The organism is Acidimicrobiales bacterium (assembly GCA_035531755.1).
Lineage (GTDB): Bacteria > Actinomycetota > Acidimicrobiia > Acidimicrobiales > UBA8190 > DATKSK01.
Genome location: DATKSK010000007.1, coordinates 106,121 through 122,748 on the forward strand (window position 1 = coordinate 106,121; position 16,628 = coordinate 122,748).

Below are 16,628 nucleotides of genomic sequence, written 5' to 3' on the forward strand. Positions count from 1 at the left end.
GGCGGGGCCCTCTACTGCGCTGCGGCGCCCTCGACGGTCCAGGTCCCGCCCGAGCGCAGGAGGGCGGACAGGTCCCCGGGGCCGCGGCGCTCGTGGGCGGCGAGCAGCTGCGCCGACATGGCCTCGCCGTATTCGGTGCGCTCCACGGCACGGAAGACCCCGATGGGGGTGGGCTCGAAGGGGCCGCGCGCCAGGCGGCTGAGCTGGAACGCCAGGCCGGGCTCGTCGCGCTTCTCGTCGTGCACGAGGAGGGCGTCCTCGCCCACGTCGGCGACCTCGGCGATGCGCAGGCGGCCGTCGGGGCCCATGACCACGCCGTGCTGCTGATCAGAGCCGAACCGGATGGGCTCCCCGTGCACCAGCGGGATCATGTTGTCGGCGCGGACGTCACGCCCGGTGATCTTCTCGAAGGCGCCGTCGTTGAAGACGTTGCAGTTCTGGTAGATCTCGACGAAGGCAGCGCCCTTGTGGTCGTGGGCGCGCCGGAACATCTCCTGCATGTGCTTGCGGTCCATGTCGTGGGTGCGGGCCACGAAGCTGGCCTCGGCGCCGAGCGCCAGGCTGACCGGGTTGAAGGGGGTGTCGAGCGAGCCGAAGGGCGTGGACTTCGTCACCTTGCCCTGCTCGGAGGTCGGCGAGTACTGGCCCTTGGTGAGCCCGTAGATCTGGTTGTTGAACAGCAGGATGGTGATGTCCACGTTGCGGCGCAGGGCGTGGATGAGGTGGTTGCCCCCGATCGACAGCGCGTCGCCGTCGCCGGTGATGACCCACACGTCGAGGTCGGGTCGCGTGACGGCCAGGCCGGTGGCGACGGCGGGTGCCCGGCCGTGGATGGAGTGCATGCCGTAGGTGCTCATGTAGTACGGCAGGCGCGCCGCGCACCCGATGCCGGACACGAAGACCGTGTTCTCGCGACGCACCCCGAGGTCGGGCAGCAGCATCTGCAGCGCGGCCAGGATCGAGTAGTCCCCGCAGCCCGGGCACCAGCGGACCTCCTGGTCCGAGGTCCAGTCCTTGCGGGTCGTCACCGGGATCGTCGTATCGGTCATCAGCTCGCCACGTCTTCTTCCGCCGCCGCCGCCGCCGTGGTGGTGGTGGTGGTGGTGGTGGTGGTCGTCGTCGTGTCGACGCCGAGCATCTCGAGGACGGCCTCCTCGATCTCGGCGGCCCGGAACGGCACACCCTGCACCTTCGACAGCGTCTTGGCGTCGACCAGGAATTCGGCGCGCACCAGCTTCGCCAGCTGGCCGAGATTGGCCTCGGGCACGAGCACGTGGTCGTAGGCCCGCACCACCTCACCGAGGTTGGCCGGGAAGGGGTTCAGGTGCACGAGGTGGGCGTGGGCCACCGACAGCCCCCGGGCCCGCACCCGGCGCACGCCGGCGGCGATGGCCCCGAAGGTGGACCCCCATCCGAGGACGAGCACGGGCGCCCCGCCCTGGCCGTCCACGTCGTCCACCGCGACCGGCGGGATGTCGGCGGCGATGCCCGCCACCTTCCGGGCCCGCAGGTGGACCATGTGCTCGTGGTTGACGGGGTCGTACGAGATGTTGCCCGAGCCGTCCGCCTTCTCGAGGCCGCCGATGCGGTGCTCGAGACCCGGCGTGCCCGGCACGGCCCAGGGCCGGGCCAGGGTGGTCTCGTCGCGGAGATAGGGCCAGAACACCGGCGTGCCGTCCTCGGCGGTGTGGTTGGGCTCGACGGCGAACTCCACGTGCAGGTCGGGCAGGGCGTCGACCTCGGGCAGGCGCCACGGCTCGGAGCCGTTGGCCAGGTAGCCGTCGGACAGCACGATCACCGGGGTCCGGTACTTCACGGCGATGCGCACGGCCTCGACGGCCACCTCGAAGCAGTGCGACGGCGTCATGGGGGCCACGATGGGCACGGGAGCCTCGCCGTGGCGGCCGAACATGGCGTGCAGCAGGTCGGACTGCTCGGTCTTGGTGGGCAGGCCCGTCGACGGCCCGCCCCGCTGGATGTCGATGACGAGGAGCGGGAGCTCGAGGCTCACGGCCATGCCGATCGACTCCGACTTGAGGTCCACGCCGGGGCCGCTGGTCGTGGTGACGCCGAGGGAGCCACCGAAGGCGGCCCCGATGGCCGCCCCGACGCCGGCGATCTCGTCCTCGGCCTGCAGGGTGCGCACACCGAAGTGCTTGTGCTTGGAGAGCTCGTGGAGGATGTCGGACGCCGGGGTGATGGGGTACGAGCCGAGGAACAGGGGCAGGTGCGCCTGGTGGGCGGCGGCGATCAGGCCCCACGCCAGGGCGGTGTTGCCGGTGATGTTGGTGTAGACGCCCGGCTCGAGCAGCGCCGGGCGGACCTGGTAGTTCGACTCGAACAGCTCGGCGGTCTCGCCGAAGTTGTACCCCGCCCTGAAGGCCCGCGTGTTGGCGTCGAGCACCAGGGCGTCGGCGGCGAAGCGCGTGGCGATCCACTCCTGAGTGGGCTCCACCGGGCGGCTGTAGAGCCAGCTCACGAGCCCGAGGGCGAAGAAGTTCTTGGAACGCTCGGCGTCGCGGGGCTTCACCCCGGCCGCCTTGGCCACCTCCATGGTCAGCGACGTCATGGGGACCTCGTAGACCTTGTAGGCGGCGAGGGTGCCGTCGGTGAGCGGGTTGGTGGCGTAGTCCGCCTTGTCGAGGGCGCGTTCGTCGAAGGCGTCGACGTTGACGATCAGGGTGCCGCCCTTGGGGACCGCCGCCACGTTCGCCTTGAGGGCGGCCGGGTTCATGGCCACCAGGACGTTGGGGGCGTCGCCCGGGGTGAGGATGTCGTGGTCCGAGATGTGGACCTGGAAGGCCGACACGCCGGCCAGGGTGCCTGCGGGCGCCCGGATCTCCGCCGGGAAGTCCGGAAGGGTCGCCGTGTCGTTCCCGAACAGGGAGCTCACCGAGGTGAACTGCGTGCCCGTCAGCTGCATGCCGTCGCCGGAGTCGCCGGCGAAGCGAATGACCACCCGGTCGAGCTCGGTGGTCTGATGGTGTGTCGCGGTGGACACGTCGTCCTCCGTCTCTGCGGACCGGCCGGCGCCCCCGACCGTCCATCCGGTGCGGGGAGCGCGTCGCCGTCGAAGCTTCGAAAGCGAGCATACCGCCACCGGGGCCCCGCTCCGGGACCCCCGGTGGCGGCGCTTCTATGCGATCGTGACCGCCGGGTCGAGGAAGACGTCCTGCACGGCGTGGAGCAGGGCCACGCCGTCGGCCATGGGTCGCTGGAAGGCCTTGCGGCCGACGATCAGCCCCGTCCCGCCGGCGCGTTTGTTGATCACGGCCGTGCGCACCGCCTGGGCGAGGTCGTGGGCACCCTTGGACTCGCCGCCGGAATTGATGAGCCCGATGCGGCCGGCGTAGCAGTTGACGACCTGCCAGCGCGTCAGGTCGATGGGGTTGTCCGTCGTGAGCCGGTCGTAGACGAGCGGGTCGGTCTTGCCGAAATTGAGCGCCGTGTACCCGCCGTTGTTCTCCGGCTGCTTCTGCTTGATGAGGTCGGCCTCGATGGTGACCCCGATGTGGTTGGCCTGGCCGGTGAGGTCGGCCGCCACGTGGTAGTCGGCGTCGGCCGTCTTGAAGGCCGGGTTGCGCAGGTAGCACCACAGCACCGTGAACAGGCCGAGCTCGTGGGCCTCGGCGAACGCGACACGCACCTCCTGGAGCTGGCGGTCGCTCTCCTCGGACCCGAAGTAGATGGTGGCCCCCACGCCGATGGCGCCGAGGTCGGCGGCCTGGCGCACCGACCCGAACATGACCTGGTCGTACTGGCTCGGGTAGTGCAGGAACTCGTTGTGGTTGATCTTCACGATGAACGGGATGCGGTGCGCGTAGCGCCGGGCGACGACGCCCAGGCCGCCGAGGGTGGTGGCGATGGCCGAGGAACCCCCCGCGAGGGCCAGCTCCACGAGGTTGGCGGGGTCGAAGTACGCCGGGTTCTTGGCGAAGCTGGCGGCCGCCGAGTGCTCGATGCCCTGGTCGACGGGGAGGATGGACAGGTAACCGGTCCCGCCGAGGCGCCCGTGGCCGTACAGCGTGGCCAGGTTGCGCACCACGGGGATGGGGCGGTCGGTGCCGAGGACGACCCGGTCGATGAAGTCGGGGCCCGGCAGGGACAGCTCCTCGGCGGTGATCCCCGTGCACGAGTGGGAGAGCAGGCCCTTGGCCTCCTCGCCGAGCAGTGCCTCGATGTCGGTGGCCACGGGCGTTCGCCTCCTGGGGAGTCGGGTCTGGGTGCGTCGCGATGCCGCCGCGGCAAGAGCGGCGATGCCTGGAGCCTACCGTTCATCATTCCCGGGTCCCAGGTCCGAAAGGCCCCTTGGCACCGGTCCGACCCCTCCGTTCGGGCCCGCCGCGGCTCTAGGGGGCGTCGGCCAGCGCCTTCAGCGCCCGCTCGAGGCCGGCGTCGTCGACGTCGTGGTGGGTGACGAGCCGCACCACGCCGGGGCCGATGGTCCCGGCAAGGACGCCCTCGCGCCGGAGGTGCTCCACCACTCGCTCGGGGGCGCGGTGGGCGAAGGCCACGATGTTCGTTTGAACGTGCGCCGGGTCGCACCCGCAGTCGGGCCAGCGCTCCGCCACGGCGTGGGCCAGGCGCTGCGCCCGGGCGTGGTCGTCGGCCAGCCGCGCCACCATGGTGCGCAGGGCCACGAGCCCGGCGGCAGCGATGACGCCCGCCTGCCGCATGCCGCCCCCCAGGCGCTGACGCTCGGTGCGCGCCGCCTCGATCACGTCGGCGGGGCCGGCGAGCAATGAGCCCACCGGAGCGCACAGGCCCTTGGAGAGGCACGACATCACCGTCGTCACCGGCGCCGCCAAGCGCGCCGCGTCGACACCGGTGGCGACCTCGGCGTTGAACAGCCGAGCGCCGTCCATGTGCACCGGGAGCCCGGCGCAGGCGGAGACCACGGCCTCGAGCGCGGCCAGGGTCCACGGCACCCCGCCCGCGGGCATGTGGGTGTTCTCGACGCAGACGAGCCCGGGCCGCGGGTGGTGGTGGGAGGCGGCCTCGATCGCCCAGGCCACGTCGGTGACGGCCAGGGTCCCGTCGGCGTCGTCGACGGGGTGCAGCTGCACGCCGGCGTTGGCCGCCGCCCCGCCGGCCTCGTAGATGACCACGTGCTGGCGGCGCCCGGCGACGACGAGGTCGCCCGGCCGGCACAGGGTCCGCAGTGCCACCTGGTTGGCCATGGTGCCCGAGGGGACGTAGAGCGCGGCGTCCTTGCCGACGCGCGCTGCGTAGGCCTCCTCGAGGGCGTTGACGGTGGGGTCGTCCCCGTAGCCGTCGTCGCCCACCTCGGCGTCGGCCATGGCGCGGCGCATCTCCGGGGTGGGGCGGGTGACGGTGTCGCTGCGCAGGTCGACGAGGCCGTCGGCTCCAGCGGGCGCGGCCGACGGGGACATGGGTCGATGCTACCCAGGGGTCGCGGCCGGCCCCCGGCGCCGGGGGCGGGGGCGGCGCGGCGACCCCAGGGCCAGGAGGCGCTCGGCGGCGTCGGCCGTCTCGGCGTCGACCGCCACCACGCGGGCGAAGAGGTCGCGAGCGCGCGGCACGTCGCCGGCGCGCTCGTAGAGGTCGGCCAGCAGGTACCACTGCCGGACGTGGCGGTCCCCGGGGTGGCGCAGGTTCCGGGCCGCGCCGGCGGCAGCGAGGAGGACGATGGCGTCGTCGAGCCTGCCCTGTCCGGCCATGTCCGCCGCCATGACCAGCCGGCCCTCCACGAGCACGTCGGCCGGCGGGGACGAGGTACGCAATTCCTTCCACAGGGCCTCGACGCGCCGGTGGTGGCCCATGGCGCGTTGGCAGTCCATCAGGACGGGCAGCTGGGCGGGGTCGTCGCCCGAGAGGCTTCGTGCCGCGGTGAGGTGCTTCACCGCCTCGCGCCAGCGCCCCAGCCGGTAGCACACCAGGCCGTGCAGCTCGCGGGCGGCGGCCGACTCGGGCACCTCGTCGGCCAGGGGGCGGGTGATCCGCGCCGCTTCGGTGTAGCGGTCGCGCTCGTAGGCGCGTGCCGCGGCCGCCATGCGCCCCGCCAGCCGCTGGGCCTTGGCGCGCCCGACGGCACCGGCGAGCTCCTCCACGACGTCGCTCGGAATAGCCTCGTCAGACGACACGGACGCCGGTGACGGGCGCCCCGCCGACGCCGCGACACGGTCCGGACGTCGTCGGCCGGGTCGCGCGCCTCGCTCGGGCTCGTCCGACGCCACACCGTCGAAGACCCAGACCTCCTCGATCCATGGTGAGCGCGGGTGCTGGCCCCTGTCGGCTCGGGCGGCGTCCCGGCGGTCCGCCGGCGTACCCCCGGCATCCTCCCCGAGCACTCGGACACCCTTGCGGGCGACGCTCCCCCACCGCCGGGCGGGTCCTTCCGGGGACGTCGGGGGCCGGCGGCCCGGCGGGCGGGGGGCCCGGGACGGCGGCGTGGCGGACGTCGGGGGCCGGCGGCCGGGCGGGCGGGGGGCCCGGGACGGCGGCGTGGCGGACGTCGGGGGCCGGCGGCCCGGCGGGCGGGGGGCCCGGGACGGCGGCGTGCGAGGCGCGCCCGAGCTCATCGACGGGGCGCCGGACCGCCGGGTCGGTTGGCGCGGCGGCGTCCCGTCGTCCCTCGGGTACCGCCTTCCTGCGCCTTGTGCCCGGGCACGCCCGTCGCTGCGTGGCGCACTGCCGCGCTCGGGGCGCTCACCCCCGCGACCAGCATGTTCACCCCCGGAAGCACCGGGGTTGCGGGGTCTTCCGGGGGTCGAACGGCCTGGAATTCGGGCGGGCGCCGCCCCGCTCGACGCGTCGCCGCTTCGTCCGCGGCTCGCCTGTGGGCGCCCGCTGCGGGAACCCGCCGGTCGCCGGGGACGGCCCGATGCTGCGTCCCGGGGCACATGGGGAGCATACCGATCGCCGGCGGGTCGTCCGCCCCGCCCTGAGCGCCTGGCCCGATCGCCGGTGAGATGTCGAAACGTCCCGGCGCGGGACCCGCGCGCGGGGATCAGTGCGAACCCCGACGCACGGCGTTAACGTTCCCGTCACGGCGGTAACGCTCCCGTCACAGCGGTAACGTTCCCGTCACGGCGTTAACGTTCCCGTCACAGCAGGGGCGGACACGCAACAGACCGAGAGCGAGGGAGAAAGCAGAACATGCGACGACTCACGAAGGTGGCACACGCTTCCGTCGCGGCGCTCGCCGCCGCCCTGCTCCTGGCGGCATGCAGCTCCTCCAGCAGTTCCTCCACCGGCACCACCGCGCCCTCGTCGTCCTCCGGCGCGGTCAGGGGCGGAACGCTCAGCCTCGTCGGGCAGGGCGACGTCGACTTCATGGACACCGCCGACGGGTACTACGACGTGACCTACATGCTCGAGCGCACGTTCACGCGTCAGCTCTACACCTTCCCGACCGCCCCGACCCTCGCCCAGCAGATCACTCCGGTGCCCGACCTCGCCACCGGGATGCCGACGGTGACCAACGGCGGGAAGACCTACACCATCACGATCCGGCAGGGCGCAATGTGGGACACGAGTCCGCCCCGCCAGGTGACCGCTGCCGACGAGGTCCTCGCCATGAAGCGCCTCTGCAACCCGGCCAGCCCGACAGGGGCCCCGGGGTATTTCGAGAGCACCATCGTGGGGATGGCCGCCTACTGCACCGCCTTCGCCAACGTCGGGACCGACGTCACGAGCATCAAGAACTACATCGACTCGCATGACATCGCCGGCGTGAAGGCCACGGGCCAGCGGACCGTCCAGTTCACCTTGACACAGCCTGCTTCGGACTTCATCGACATCCTCAGCCTCTATTTCTCCTCCCCGACGCCGGTCGAGTACCTGAACTACGTGCCGGGCGGTCCTGAGCAGGCACAGCACACCATCTCCGACGGCCCCTACAAGATCTCGAGCTACGTCCCGACCTCGTCGATCGCCCTGGTGCGGAACCCGGCGTGGAAGGCCTCGACGGACCCGATCCGCCACGCCTACGTCAACGAGATCAAGGTCACCGAGGGCGTGGCCACCGCCACGGCAGCCATCCAGCAGGTCCAGGCGGGCACCGCCGACATGCTGTGGGACCAGATCGTGCCCACCGCGCAGCTCGCCGGCATGGTCGCGAGCCACGACCCCAATCTCGTGATCGGGCCGGACGGCAACAACTTCATCACGATCAACCCCTATGTCGCCATCAACCTGCAGAGCCCGAACAACGGAGGGGCGCTCAGCAAGCTGCCCGTGCGCCAGGCTCTCGAGTACGCATTCAACAAGGTCGCCGTGAGCCAGATCTACGGCGGTGCGGCGATCTCCAAGCCGCTCGATCAGGTCATCCCGGGCGGGAGCGTCGGCAACATCGCGGGGTACAACCCCTACCCCACCAACGGCGACCAGGGTGACCCCGCCAAGGCGAAGCAGCTGCTGCAGCAGGCGGGCTACTCCCCGGGCCAGATCACGCTCAAGCTCGTGTACCGGACGAACACCGTCCACCCGCAGGTCGCCCAGACCGACCAGGCGGCCCTGCAGGCAGCCGGCTTCAACGTGCAGCTCATCCCGGTGACCCCGGCCAACACCTTCTACACCAAGTACCTGGAGAACCCGACGGCATCCAAGGCCGGTCAGTGGGACATCGCCGAGGCGGGCTGGATCCCGGACTGGATGGGCAACAACGGCCGCGCCGTGATCTCTCCCCTGTTCGACGGACGGACCTACGGGCCGAACACCCAGGACTACGGCGACTACAACAGCTCGGTCGTCAACGCCGACATCGACAAGGCGCTGGCCGCCACGTCGACCGCGACGGCCAAGACGTACTGGGAGGACGCTGCCAAGCAGGTCATGAAGGACGCGGCCGTCGTCCCGCTCGGTGCCCAGAAGACAGCCACGTACCACTCCACGCGGGTGCATGGCTGTGACTTCTACTTCGTCAACCAGAACTGTGACATCGCCAACGTGTGGCTGCACTGATCGCCACGGCGAGGTCTGACATCGCCACCGCGACGATCGATTTGGCCTAACGTCGGTCCGACCAAGGACGGACGCGGACCTGTGTCGATGCCGTTGCTGGAGGTTGAGGATCTCAGGGTTTCGTTCCCCACCCCCGACGGCGTCGTGCACGCCGTGCGGGGAGTCGGCTTCGTGCTCGACCGGGGTCGCACCCTCGGTGTCGTCGGCGAGTCCGGGTCGGGAAAGAGCGTCGCGACGCAGACGATCGTGGGCCTGACCCAGGGGGCCCGCGTGTCGGGTCATGCCAGGTTCGAGGGAGTCGATCTCCTGACCATGACCCCTGAGCAGCTGCGCGCCATTCGCGGCGTGAAGATCGGCATGGTCTTCCAGGACCCCTTGTCCAGCCTGCACCCCTACTACCGGGTCGGGTGGCAGATCGTGGAGATGCTGCGTGCCCACACCGACATGAAGAAGGACGCGGCCCACCGGCGCGCCGTGGAGCTGCTCGGCATGGTGGGCATCCCCCAACCCAAGCGGCGCGCCGAGGAGTACCCCCATCAGTTCTCGGGAGGGATGCGCCAGCGCGTCATGATCGCCATGGCGCTGGCGCTCAACCCGGCGCTGTTGATCGCCGACGAGCCCACCACCGCCCTCGATGTCACGGTCCAGGCGCAGATCATCGAGCTCATGAAGAAGGTGCAGACCGAATTCGGGACTGCCATCATCATGATCACCCACGATCTCGGGGTGATCGCCGACATGGCCGACGACGTCATGATCATGTACGCGGGACGGGTCATGGAGCAGGTGGACCGGCGCAACGCCTACTACCGGCCGCACCATCCCTACACCGTGGGGCTCCTCGAGTCGCTCCCGGAGGCGAGCCGAGAAGACGAACGCCTCCTGTCCATCCCCGGCCAGCCACCCAGCCTCATCGACCCCCCGTCCGGGTGCGCGTTCCATCCGCGCTGCCGCTTCGTCATGCCCCGATGCCGGGTCGACGAACCCCCGCTTCAGCGCGTGGGCGGCGACTCCGTGCACCACTCGGCGTGCTGGCTCCCCGGGGATCTGCTCGGGGTATCGGCGGAGACCGACGCCGACCGCGCCCGGGCGGCCCTCGAAGCCGGGGGCGGGACCCCGGAGTCCGCCGAGATGTCCAGGCCCGCCGAGCCCACCGGCACCGTCCGGACGGGCCAGACTCTGGACATGGGCGCGGCCGAGGAAGACAACCCATGACCGTGGCGGCGGGCACCGGGCGGACGACCGAGACGGGCGAGCCCCTCCTCAGAGCCGAGAACGTCGTCAAGCACTTCCCCCTCGGCTCGTCCTCCCTCTTCCGACGTTCGAGGGCAGTCGTCCACGCCGTCGACGACGTCACCTTCGACATCCGACGGGGCGAGACCCTCGGGCTGGTGGGCGAGACCGGCTGCGGGAAGTCGACGCTCGCACGCTGTGTCGCCCGCCTGTTCGACCTGACCTCGGGCAGGCTCGTCTTCGACGGCCACGACATCTCGACGCTCAGCCGGCACCAGCTCCGTCCGTACCGGCGCCGGATCCAGATGATCTTCCAGGACCCCTACGGGTCACTCAATCCCCGCCGACGAGTGGGGTCGATCATCGGGGACCCGTTCGCCATCCACGGGATCGAGGAGGGCGGGGAGCGCAAGAGCAAGGTCCAGAACCTGATGGAGCTGGTCGGCCTGAACCCCGAGCACTACAACAGGTTCCCGTCCGAGTTCTCCGGCGGCCAGCGCCAGCGGATCGGCGTCGCCCGGGCGCTCGCCCTCCAACCCGATCTGATCGTGGCCGACGAGCCGGTCTCCGCGCTCGACGTCTCGATCCAGGCCCAGGTGATCAACCTCCTCGCCGCGGTCCAGAGCGAATTCGGGCTTGCCTACCTGTTCATCGCCCACGACCTGTCGGTCGTCCGCCACGTGAGCGACCGCGTGGCGGTGATGTACCTCGGCAAGATCGTGGAGATCGCCGGCCGCCACGATCTCTACACGCGGCCCCGGCACCCCTACACCAAAGCCCTGCAGTCAGCGGTGCCGGTCCCGGACCCTGATCTCGCCGACAAGCGCCGCCGGATCGTGCTCACCGGTGACGTGCCCTCCCCCATCGTCCCGCCGCGGGGGTGTCGCTTCCACCCCCGGTGCCCCAAGGCGCAGCAGCGCTGCAGCGTCGAGGAACCGCGGCTCGAGCCTCTGGCGGGTGACCCCCCCGACCACGGGGTGGCCTGCCACTTTCCTCTGGCCGACGGCGAAGAGCTCCCCGCCGGCGCCGTGCCGCCCGCCGGCGCGTTCGCACCATCGGCACCATCGGCACCGTCCGACACCCTGCCGGCCGCCCCATGACCCAGCGCCTCGCCATCGACGTAGCCGTCGGGGACGGGCTCGGGCCCGTCGGGCCGGCGAAGCGCCCCATTGAGGGTCGCAGCCCGTGGAGGCTCGCGTTCGAGCGCCTCCGCCATGACCGCGTAGCCATCGCATCGTCGGTCGTGATCGTGATCATCGCCCTCATGGCCATCTTCGCACCCGTCGTGGCGCACCTCGTGGGGCACGGGCCCAACGACCAGTACCGCACGACCGGCCTCTCACCCGAGGGCATCCCCGTCGGGCCCAACCTCCGGTTCCTGCTCGGGACCGACGAGCTGGGCCGCGACGTCATGGTCCGTGTCTTCTACGGGGCGCGCATCTCTCTCCTGGTCGGGGTGGTGGCCAGCTCCCTGGCGGTGAGTGTCGGGGTCGTGATCGGCCTGATGGCCGGGTACTTCGGCCGGGTCGTCGACACCGTGCTCACGCGCTTGATGGACGTGAACCTGTCCTTGCCCTACCTCGTGTTCGCCATCGCCCTGATCTCCGTCGTCGGGCCGAGCCTGCTGATCTCGATCGTCGTCATCGCCTTCTTCTCGTTCGCGTCGGTGGGCCGCATCGTGCGGGGCCAGGTCCTGTCGATCAAGGAGAAGGAGTACGTCGAGGCCGCCCGGTCCCTCGGGGCCAGTGACGTGCGGATCATGTTCGTCGACATCCTGCCGAACGTCCTCGCACCGGTCATCGTCTACCTGACGCTGCTCATCCCGCTTTCGATCGTGTTCGAGGCGACGCTCTCGTTCCTCGGGCTCGGGGTGGTCCCCCCCACGCCGAGTTGGGGCGGCATGCTGGCGTCGTCGATCGACTATTACCAGGTCGCCTGGTGGTACGTCGTGTTCCCCGGGCTGGGCCTCCTCGTCACGACACTTTCGTTCAACCTCCTCGGCGACAGCGTGCGCGATGCGTTCGACCCCCGGTACAACCGGTTCTTCGGGACGACGGAGTAGCCGGAGATGGCCCGATTCCTCCTCCGCCGGGTCGCCCTGGGCGTCGTCGTCCTGTGGGTGGTCGCCACGCTCGTGTTCGTCCTGTACTTCGTGGCTCCCCACGACCCCGCCCGCCTCATCGCCGGCCGGCAGGCCACGGCCCAGACGCTGGCCGACGTCAAACGCCGCCTGGGCCTGGACCGGCCCGTGCTGTCGCAGTACGGCAGCTACCTGTGGCGACTCCTGCACGGCAACCTGGGCTATTCGTTCGTCAACCAGGAGCCCGTCACGAGCATCATCAAGCGGGACCTCCCCGTGACCGCGTCCGTTGCGTTCGGTGGTGCCATCCTGTGGCTCGTCATCGGGGTGCTGTCGGGCGTGCTCGCCGCCACGCGTCCCCGGTCGATCGCGGATCGGACGACCACGGCCCTGGCACTGTTCTTCTACTCCATGCCGACCTTCCTGCTGGGTGAGCTTCTCCTGTTGGGGCTGTTCTTCCGCCTGCACCTGGCGGGGGTCGACTTCTTCCCGGGTGGCGGGTACGTCGGCATCACCACCAGCCCGGTCGAATGGGCCCGCCACATGATCCTGCCGTGGATAACCATCGCCCTCGTGACAGCGGCCACCTATTCGCGTTTGACGCGGGGAGCCATGCTCGACGTCCTGGGAGAGGACTACATCCGCACCGCCCGCGCCAAGGGGCTGCGCGAGCGGCGGGTCGTGTACCGTCACGGCCTGCGCAGCGCGCTCACACCGGTGGTGACGCAGTTCGGCATCGACCTCGGGACGCTCCTCGGCGGCATCATCGTGACCGAGGACGTCTTCAGCCTCCCCGGCCTCGGCCAGCAGATCGTGAACTCCATCACGCGCCAGGACCTACCGGTCATCATCGGGCTCGTCATCCTGGCCTCGGCGTTCATCGTGGTCGCCAACATCGCTGTCGACGCCGTGTACGCCGTCCTCGACCCCCGGGTCCGGCTGTCCTGAGCATCGCGCCGCGCTCGGTCCCGGCAAGCGACCACGTGCCACACGCCCCGGGCGCGTGGCACGGTCCGGTCCCGACGGCTCGACCAGTGTCGGCCCTGGCCCTCAGGGTCGTCCTGGCCCTCGCCCTCGCCCTCGCCCTGGCGGCGTGCGCGTCGCCTTCGTCGCGCTCGGTTGCTCCCCGCCCGACGGGAGGCACGGTGCGCTGGGGCGAGCAGCCCGGGTCTCCCCCGAATTTCATCTTCCCGCTCTTGCCGCCCGCCTACTTCAACCTCGCGAACCTCGGACAGTTCCAGTACCTCATGTACCGGCCCCTCTACTGGTTCGGCCAGGGCGGCTCGGGAGGGCCCGACAGCTCGCGATCGCTCGCCGTTCATCCGACGTTCTCCCGTGACCACACCAAGGCGACGGTGGTCATGCGGCCCTACAGGTGGTCCAACGGCGAGACGGTGGACGCCACCGACGTGCTGTTCTGGATGAACCTGTTGCACGCCGCCAAGGCGACGTGGGCGGCCTATGTCACCGGCGGCTTCCCCGACATCGTGACCAGCGTCGTCGTCGACAGCCCGACCACCCTGACCTTCACGTTCGACAAGGCCTACGGCCCCACGTGGCTCACGGACAACGCGCTCTCCCAGATCACCCCGCTTCCCCGTGCCTGGGACGTCACCGCCGCACGGGCAGCCGCCGGGTCGGGGGGCTGCTCCGCCGCCGCCTACGGGTCGGGGGACGGTCCGTGCACAGCCGTGTACCGGTTCCTGTCCGGGCAGGCGGGGTTCGACCCGGCCAACCCGACCGCACCCAACACGGCGTTGTCCACGTACGCCACCAATCCTCTCTGGCAGGTGGTCGACGGGCCCTGGCACCTGAAGTCCTTCGACCGGGCGGGGAACGTGGTGATGGTCCCCAACCCGAAGTACAGCGGCCCCGTCAAGCCGGCAGTGTCGAGATTCCTGGAGGTCCCCTTCGCGACGTATGCAGCCGAGCTCCGGGCCCTCGTGAAGAACCGCATCGACATCGGCTACCTCTCGACCCAGTCCGTGACGCAGACCACCTCGGACCCGACCGTGGCGGCCGGGAACGACCCGCGGCTGACGGGCTTCGACCTGGTGCCCCTGTACCTGGGGTCGATCAACTACATCGTCTACAACTTCGCCTCCACCGGAGCCGGAGGCGCGGCAGGGCCCATCTTCTCCCAGCTGTACGTCCGCCAAGCCATGCAGTCCCTGGTCGACCAGCCCCGGGCGATCCGGAGCATCTTCCATGGCTACGCCTTCCCGACCTACGGTCCCGTCCCGATGTACCCGCGACAGCACAACGACGCGACGAGCGCCGTGCGCCGCAACCCCTACCCGTACGACCCCGCCAGGGCCGTTCGCCTCCTCGCCGGCCACGGATGGCGGGTGATCCGCAACGGCACGTCCGTCTGCATGAACGCGGGAGCGGCCGCCGACGAGTGCGGTACGGGGATTCCCGTCGGCACCAAGCTCGACCTCACCCTGGCATTCGCCAACGACGCGGAGGGCCTCGGCCCGTTGCTGCAGGCTGAAAGGGCGTCCTGGGAGCGAGCCGGCATCCATGTCACACTGGCGGGCTCGCCGTCCAACAAGGTGATCGACGAGGTGACGGCCTGCGGCGGGACCGCCCGCTGCACGTGGCAACTCGCCGACTGGGGTGTCGGGTGGTACTTCGTCCTCGACTACTACCCGACCGGTGAGCAGATCTTCGCTACCGGAGCCCTGAGCAACCTCGGGGGGTACACCGACGCCACCAACGACGCCAACATCATGCAGACCATCGTCAGCGACACCGGTCTCGCCCGGTACCAGGACTACCTCGCGACCCGGTTGCCTGTGGTGTTCCAACCCGACCCGGCGACGTCGTTGGCCGAGGTGCGCAAGACCCTGCAGGGCACGGCACCGCAGAACCTGCTCCTGGCGATCACGCCGGAGGACTGGTACTTCCAGCGGTAGTCGTGTCTGAAGGTGCCGGGCACGTCACCTGGCTCTGGAATCGGAGAAGGCCCCCGGCGCGTGCCGGGGGACTTCTCCCTGAGAAATCCCGGCGACGTCCTACTCTCCCAGGGGGTCGCCCCCCAAGTACCATCGGCGCTGGCGGGCTTAACTGCCGTGTTCGGAATGGGAACGGGTGTTGCCCCGCCGCCATGGTCACCGGAAATCATGCTCCGTCGGGGCCCGAGAGGTCCCGGATCGGAGCGGCCGACCGGCCACCCCGTGAGCGTTCCATAGCGAGCACGAGCAAGATAGCTCTCCAAGCCCTCGGCCGATTAGTACCGGTCGGCTGAACACGTTGCCGTGCTTACACCTCCGGCCTATCAACGTGGTGATCTAGCCACGGGCCTTACCAGGTTGTCCTGTGGGAGACCTCATCTTGGAACGAGCTTCGCGCTTAGATGCTTTCAGCGCTTATCCCATCCGTAGGTCGCAAACCAGCCGTGCCCTTGGCAGGACAACTGGCACACGAGAGCTACGTCCGTCCCGGTCCTCTCGTACTAGGGACAGCCTTCCTCAGGTCTCCTGCGGCTGCATCGGATAGGGACCGAACTGTCTCGCGCGTGTTTCTCCCGTATTACTACGGGCACAGACTATACCTTCACCCTATTTCTAGGGGCCGGCGTGTCATGGCGTCCGTGAGTGGTCGGATGTTGCTGTGTTTCCTTGACGCCATCCCCTCGCTTCGCTTTGCGAGGAAGTCGTTACAGGGGCACAACACGCCCGTGCTACGCAGATGTTGCTCGACATCTACGGCGGAGATCCGCTTCGTTTTCGAATAGTTTAGGGTTGCGAAAGCGTCGACTTCGTGCGCTAGTCGCAGGAACTCCTCTGGGTCCCTCAGCCGTTCGAGCCGAGGAAGCAACAGAAGAGCACGCCGAACGTGTTCTCGTTTGAAGATCACGTACGGCTCCACGGCGGAGAGCAGTTTGAGGAGTAGTGGCCGGCTCGTGATCGCGAGATCACTCATGCCGGTTCCCCGGTCCCGCAGGTATCCCCCACCGCCGACCAGACACTGGATCATCTCCAGGCCGGAGCGGGCTGAGGTGCTCTGCGAGAACGAGACACTGGCTCGGATGTCGTACCCGAACCGATACTCCTCCTGCCGGACGAGCTGGAAGTGAATACTTCCGTCGCCGTCGAGGAATCCTGCAACGTAGGACGCATCCAACGCTCTCAATGTGTTGGCCTTCCCTCGGTATTGCCCTGAACGTACTGTTCGGTTGTGACGCTCAGGGTTTCACCGATATGAGCCGGTGGGCACCCAGGGATTACTCCCTGGGGACGCAGCTATCTACGTTCTAAACCCAGCTCGCGTACCGCTTTAATGGGCGAACAGCCCAACCCTTGGGACCGGCTTCAGCCCCAGGATGCGACGAGCCGACATCGAGGTGCCAAACCTTCCCGTCGATATGGACTCTTGGGGAAGATGA

Annotated in this window: 11 protein-coding genes and 2 rRNA genes; 6 read left to right on the forward strand and 7 right to left on the reverse strand. The window is 69.8% G+C overall.

Annotated elements, in window-relative coordinates; all coding sequences use genetic code 11:
• Positions 1-11 precede the first annotated feature (11 nt).
• From VMV22_01940 to VMV22_01960, 5 genes are all read right to left on the reverse strand, one after another.
• The gene (locus VMV22_01940; protein HUY21081.1) at positions 12-1,049 is read right to left on the reverse strand and encodes a 2-oxoacid:ferredoxin oxidoreductase subunit beta; all 1,038 of its coding nucleotides are present in this window, start codon (positions 1,047-1,049) and stop codon (positions 12-14) included.
• A complete protein-coding gene (locus VMV22_01945; protein HUY21082.1) occupies positions 1,049-3,001 on the reverse strand; it encodes a 2-oxoacid:acceptor oxidoreductase subunit alpha in 1,953 nt (650 codons plus the stop codon). Before VMV22_01945 ends, VMV22_01940 begins: the two co-directional genes overlap by 1 nt.
• Before the next feature lie 135 nt (positions 3,002-3,136).
• Positions 3,137-4,192: a class I fructose-bisphosphate aldolase gene (locus VMV22_01950; GenBank protein HUY21083.1), complete on the reverse strand. Its 1,056-nt coding sequence runs from the start codon at positions 4,190-4,192 to the stop codon at positions 3,137-3,139.
• Between the two features lie 157 nt (positions 4,193-4,349).
• Positions 4,350-5,393, reverse strand: a complete 1,044-nt coding sequence (locus VMV22_01955; protein HUY21084.1) for a GntG family PLP-dependent aldolase — start codon at positions 5,391-5,393, stop codon at positions 4,350-4,352.
• A 9-nt stretch (positions 5,394-5,402) separates the two neighbouring features.
• Entirely contained in the window at positions 5,403-6,104 is a 702-nt protein-coding gene (locus tag VMV22_01960) for a tetratricopeptide repeat protein (GenBank protein HUY21085.1), read from the reverse strand.
• A 1,033-nt stretch (positions 6,105-7,137) separates the two neighbouring features.
• Here VMV22_01960 and VMV22_01965 point away from each other — a divergent pair.
• The 6 genes from VMV22_01965 to VMV22_01990 all read left to right on the forward strand — a co-directional run bounded on the left by VMV22_01965 (position 7,138) and on the right by VMV22_01990 (position 15,156).
• The gene (locus VMV22_01965) at positions 7,138-8,925 is read left to right on the forward strand and encodes an ABC transporter substrate-binding protein (protein HUY21086.1); all 1,788 of its coding nucleotides are present in this window, start codon (positions 7,138-7,140) and stop codon (positions 8,923-8,925) included.
• Positions 8,926-9,012: 87 nt separating this feature from the next.
• The gene (locus VMV22_01970) at positions 9,013-10,140 is read left to right on the forward strand and encodes an ABC transporter ATP-binding protein (GenBank protein ID HUY21087.1); all 1,128 of its coding nucleotides are present in this window, start codon (positions 9,013-9,015) and stop codon (positions 10,138-10,140) included.
• Positions 10,137-11,258: a dipeptide ABC transporter ATP-binding protein gene (locus VMV22_01975; GenBank protein HUY21088.1), complete on the forward strand. Its 1,122-nt coding sequence runs from the start codon at positions 10,137-10,139 to the stop codon at positions 11,256-11,258. The genes VMV22_01970 and VMV22_01975 overlap by 4 nt, the downstream gene beginning before the upstream one ends.
• Positions 11,255-12,220, forward strand: a complete 966-nt coding sequence (locus VMV22_01980; protein ID HUY21089.1) for an ABC transporter permease — start codon at positions 11,255-11,257, stop codon at positions 12,218-12,220. The genes VMV22_01975 and VMV22_01980 overlap by 4 nt, the downstream gene beginning before the upstream one ends.
• 6 nt (positions 12,221-12,226) lie before the next feature.
• Positions 12,227-13,186 (forward strand): ABC transporter permease, encoded by a 960-nt coding sequence (locus VMV22_01985; protein HUY21090.1) that lies wholly within the window; start codon positions 12,227-12,229, stop codon positions 13,184-13,186.
• A gap of 86 nt (positions 13,187-13,272) precedes the next feature.
• Entirely contained in the window at positions 13,273-15,156 is a 1,884-nt protein-coding gene (locus tag VMV22_01990; protein ID HUY21091.1) for an ABC transporter substrate-binding protein, read from the forward strand.
• 86 nt (positions 15,157-15,242) lie between these two features.
• Here VMV22_01990 and rrf read toward each other — a convergent pair.
• Positions 15,243-15,359: ribosomal RNA gene (rrf, locus tag VMV22_01995) — 5S ribosomal RNA — on the reverse strand.
• 91 nt (positions 15,360-15,450) lie between these two features.
• Positions 15,451-16,628 (reverse strand): 23S ribosomal RNA (locus VMV22_02000); the annotation flags it as partial.

What these genes read in the sequence shown, in the direction of transcription:
- VMV22_01955 (HUY21084.1), bottom strand. Translation starts at nt 5,393, where the DNA reads ATGTCCCCGTCGGCCGCGCCCGCTGGAGCCGACGGCCTCGTCGACCTG.
- VMV22_01985 (HUY21090.1), top strand. Translation starts at nt 12,227, where the DNA reads ATGGCCCGATTCCTCCTCCGCCGGGTCGCCCTGGGCGTCGTCGTCCTG.
- VMV22_01970 (HUY21087.1), top strand. Translation starts at nt 9,013, where the DNA reads ATGCCGTTGCTGGAGGTTGAGGATCTCAGGGTTTCGTTCCCCACCCCC.
- VMV22_01940 (HUY21081.1), bottom strand. Translation starts at nt 1,049, where the DNA reads ATGACCGATACGACGATCCCGGTGACGACCCGCAAGGACTGGACCTCG.
- VMV22_01980 (HUY21089.1), top strand. Translation starts at nt 11,255, where the DNA reads ATGACCCAGCGCCTCGCCATCGACGTAGCCGTCGGGGACGGGCTCGGG.
- VMV22_01975 (HUY21088.1), top strand. Translation starts at nt 10,137, where the DNA reads ATGACCGTGGCGGCGGGCACCGGGCGGACGACCGAGACGGGCGAGCCC.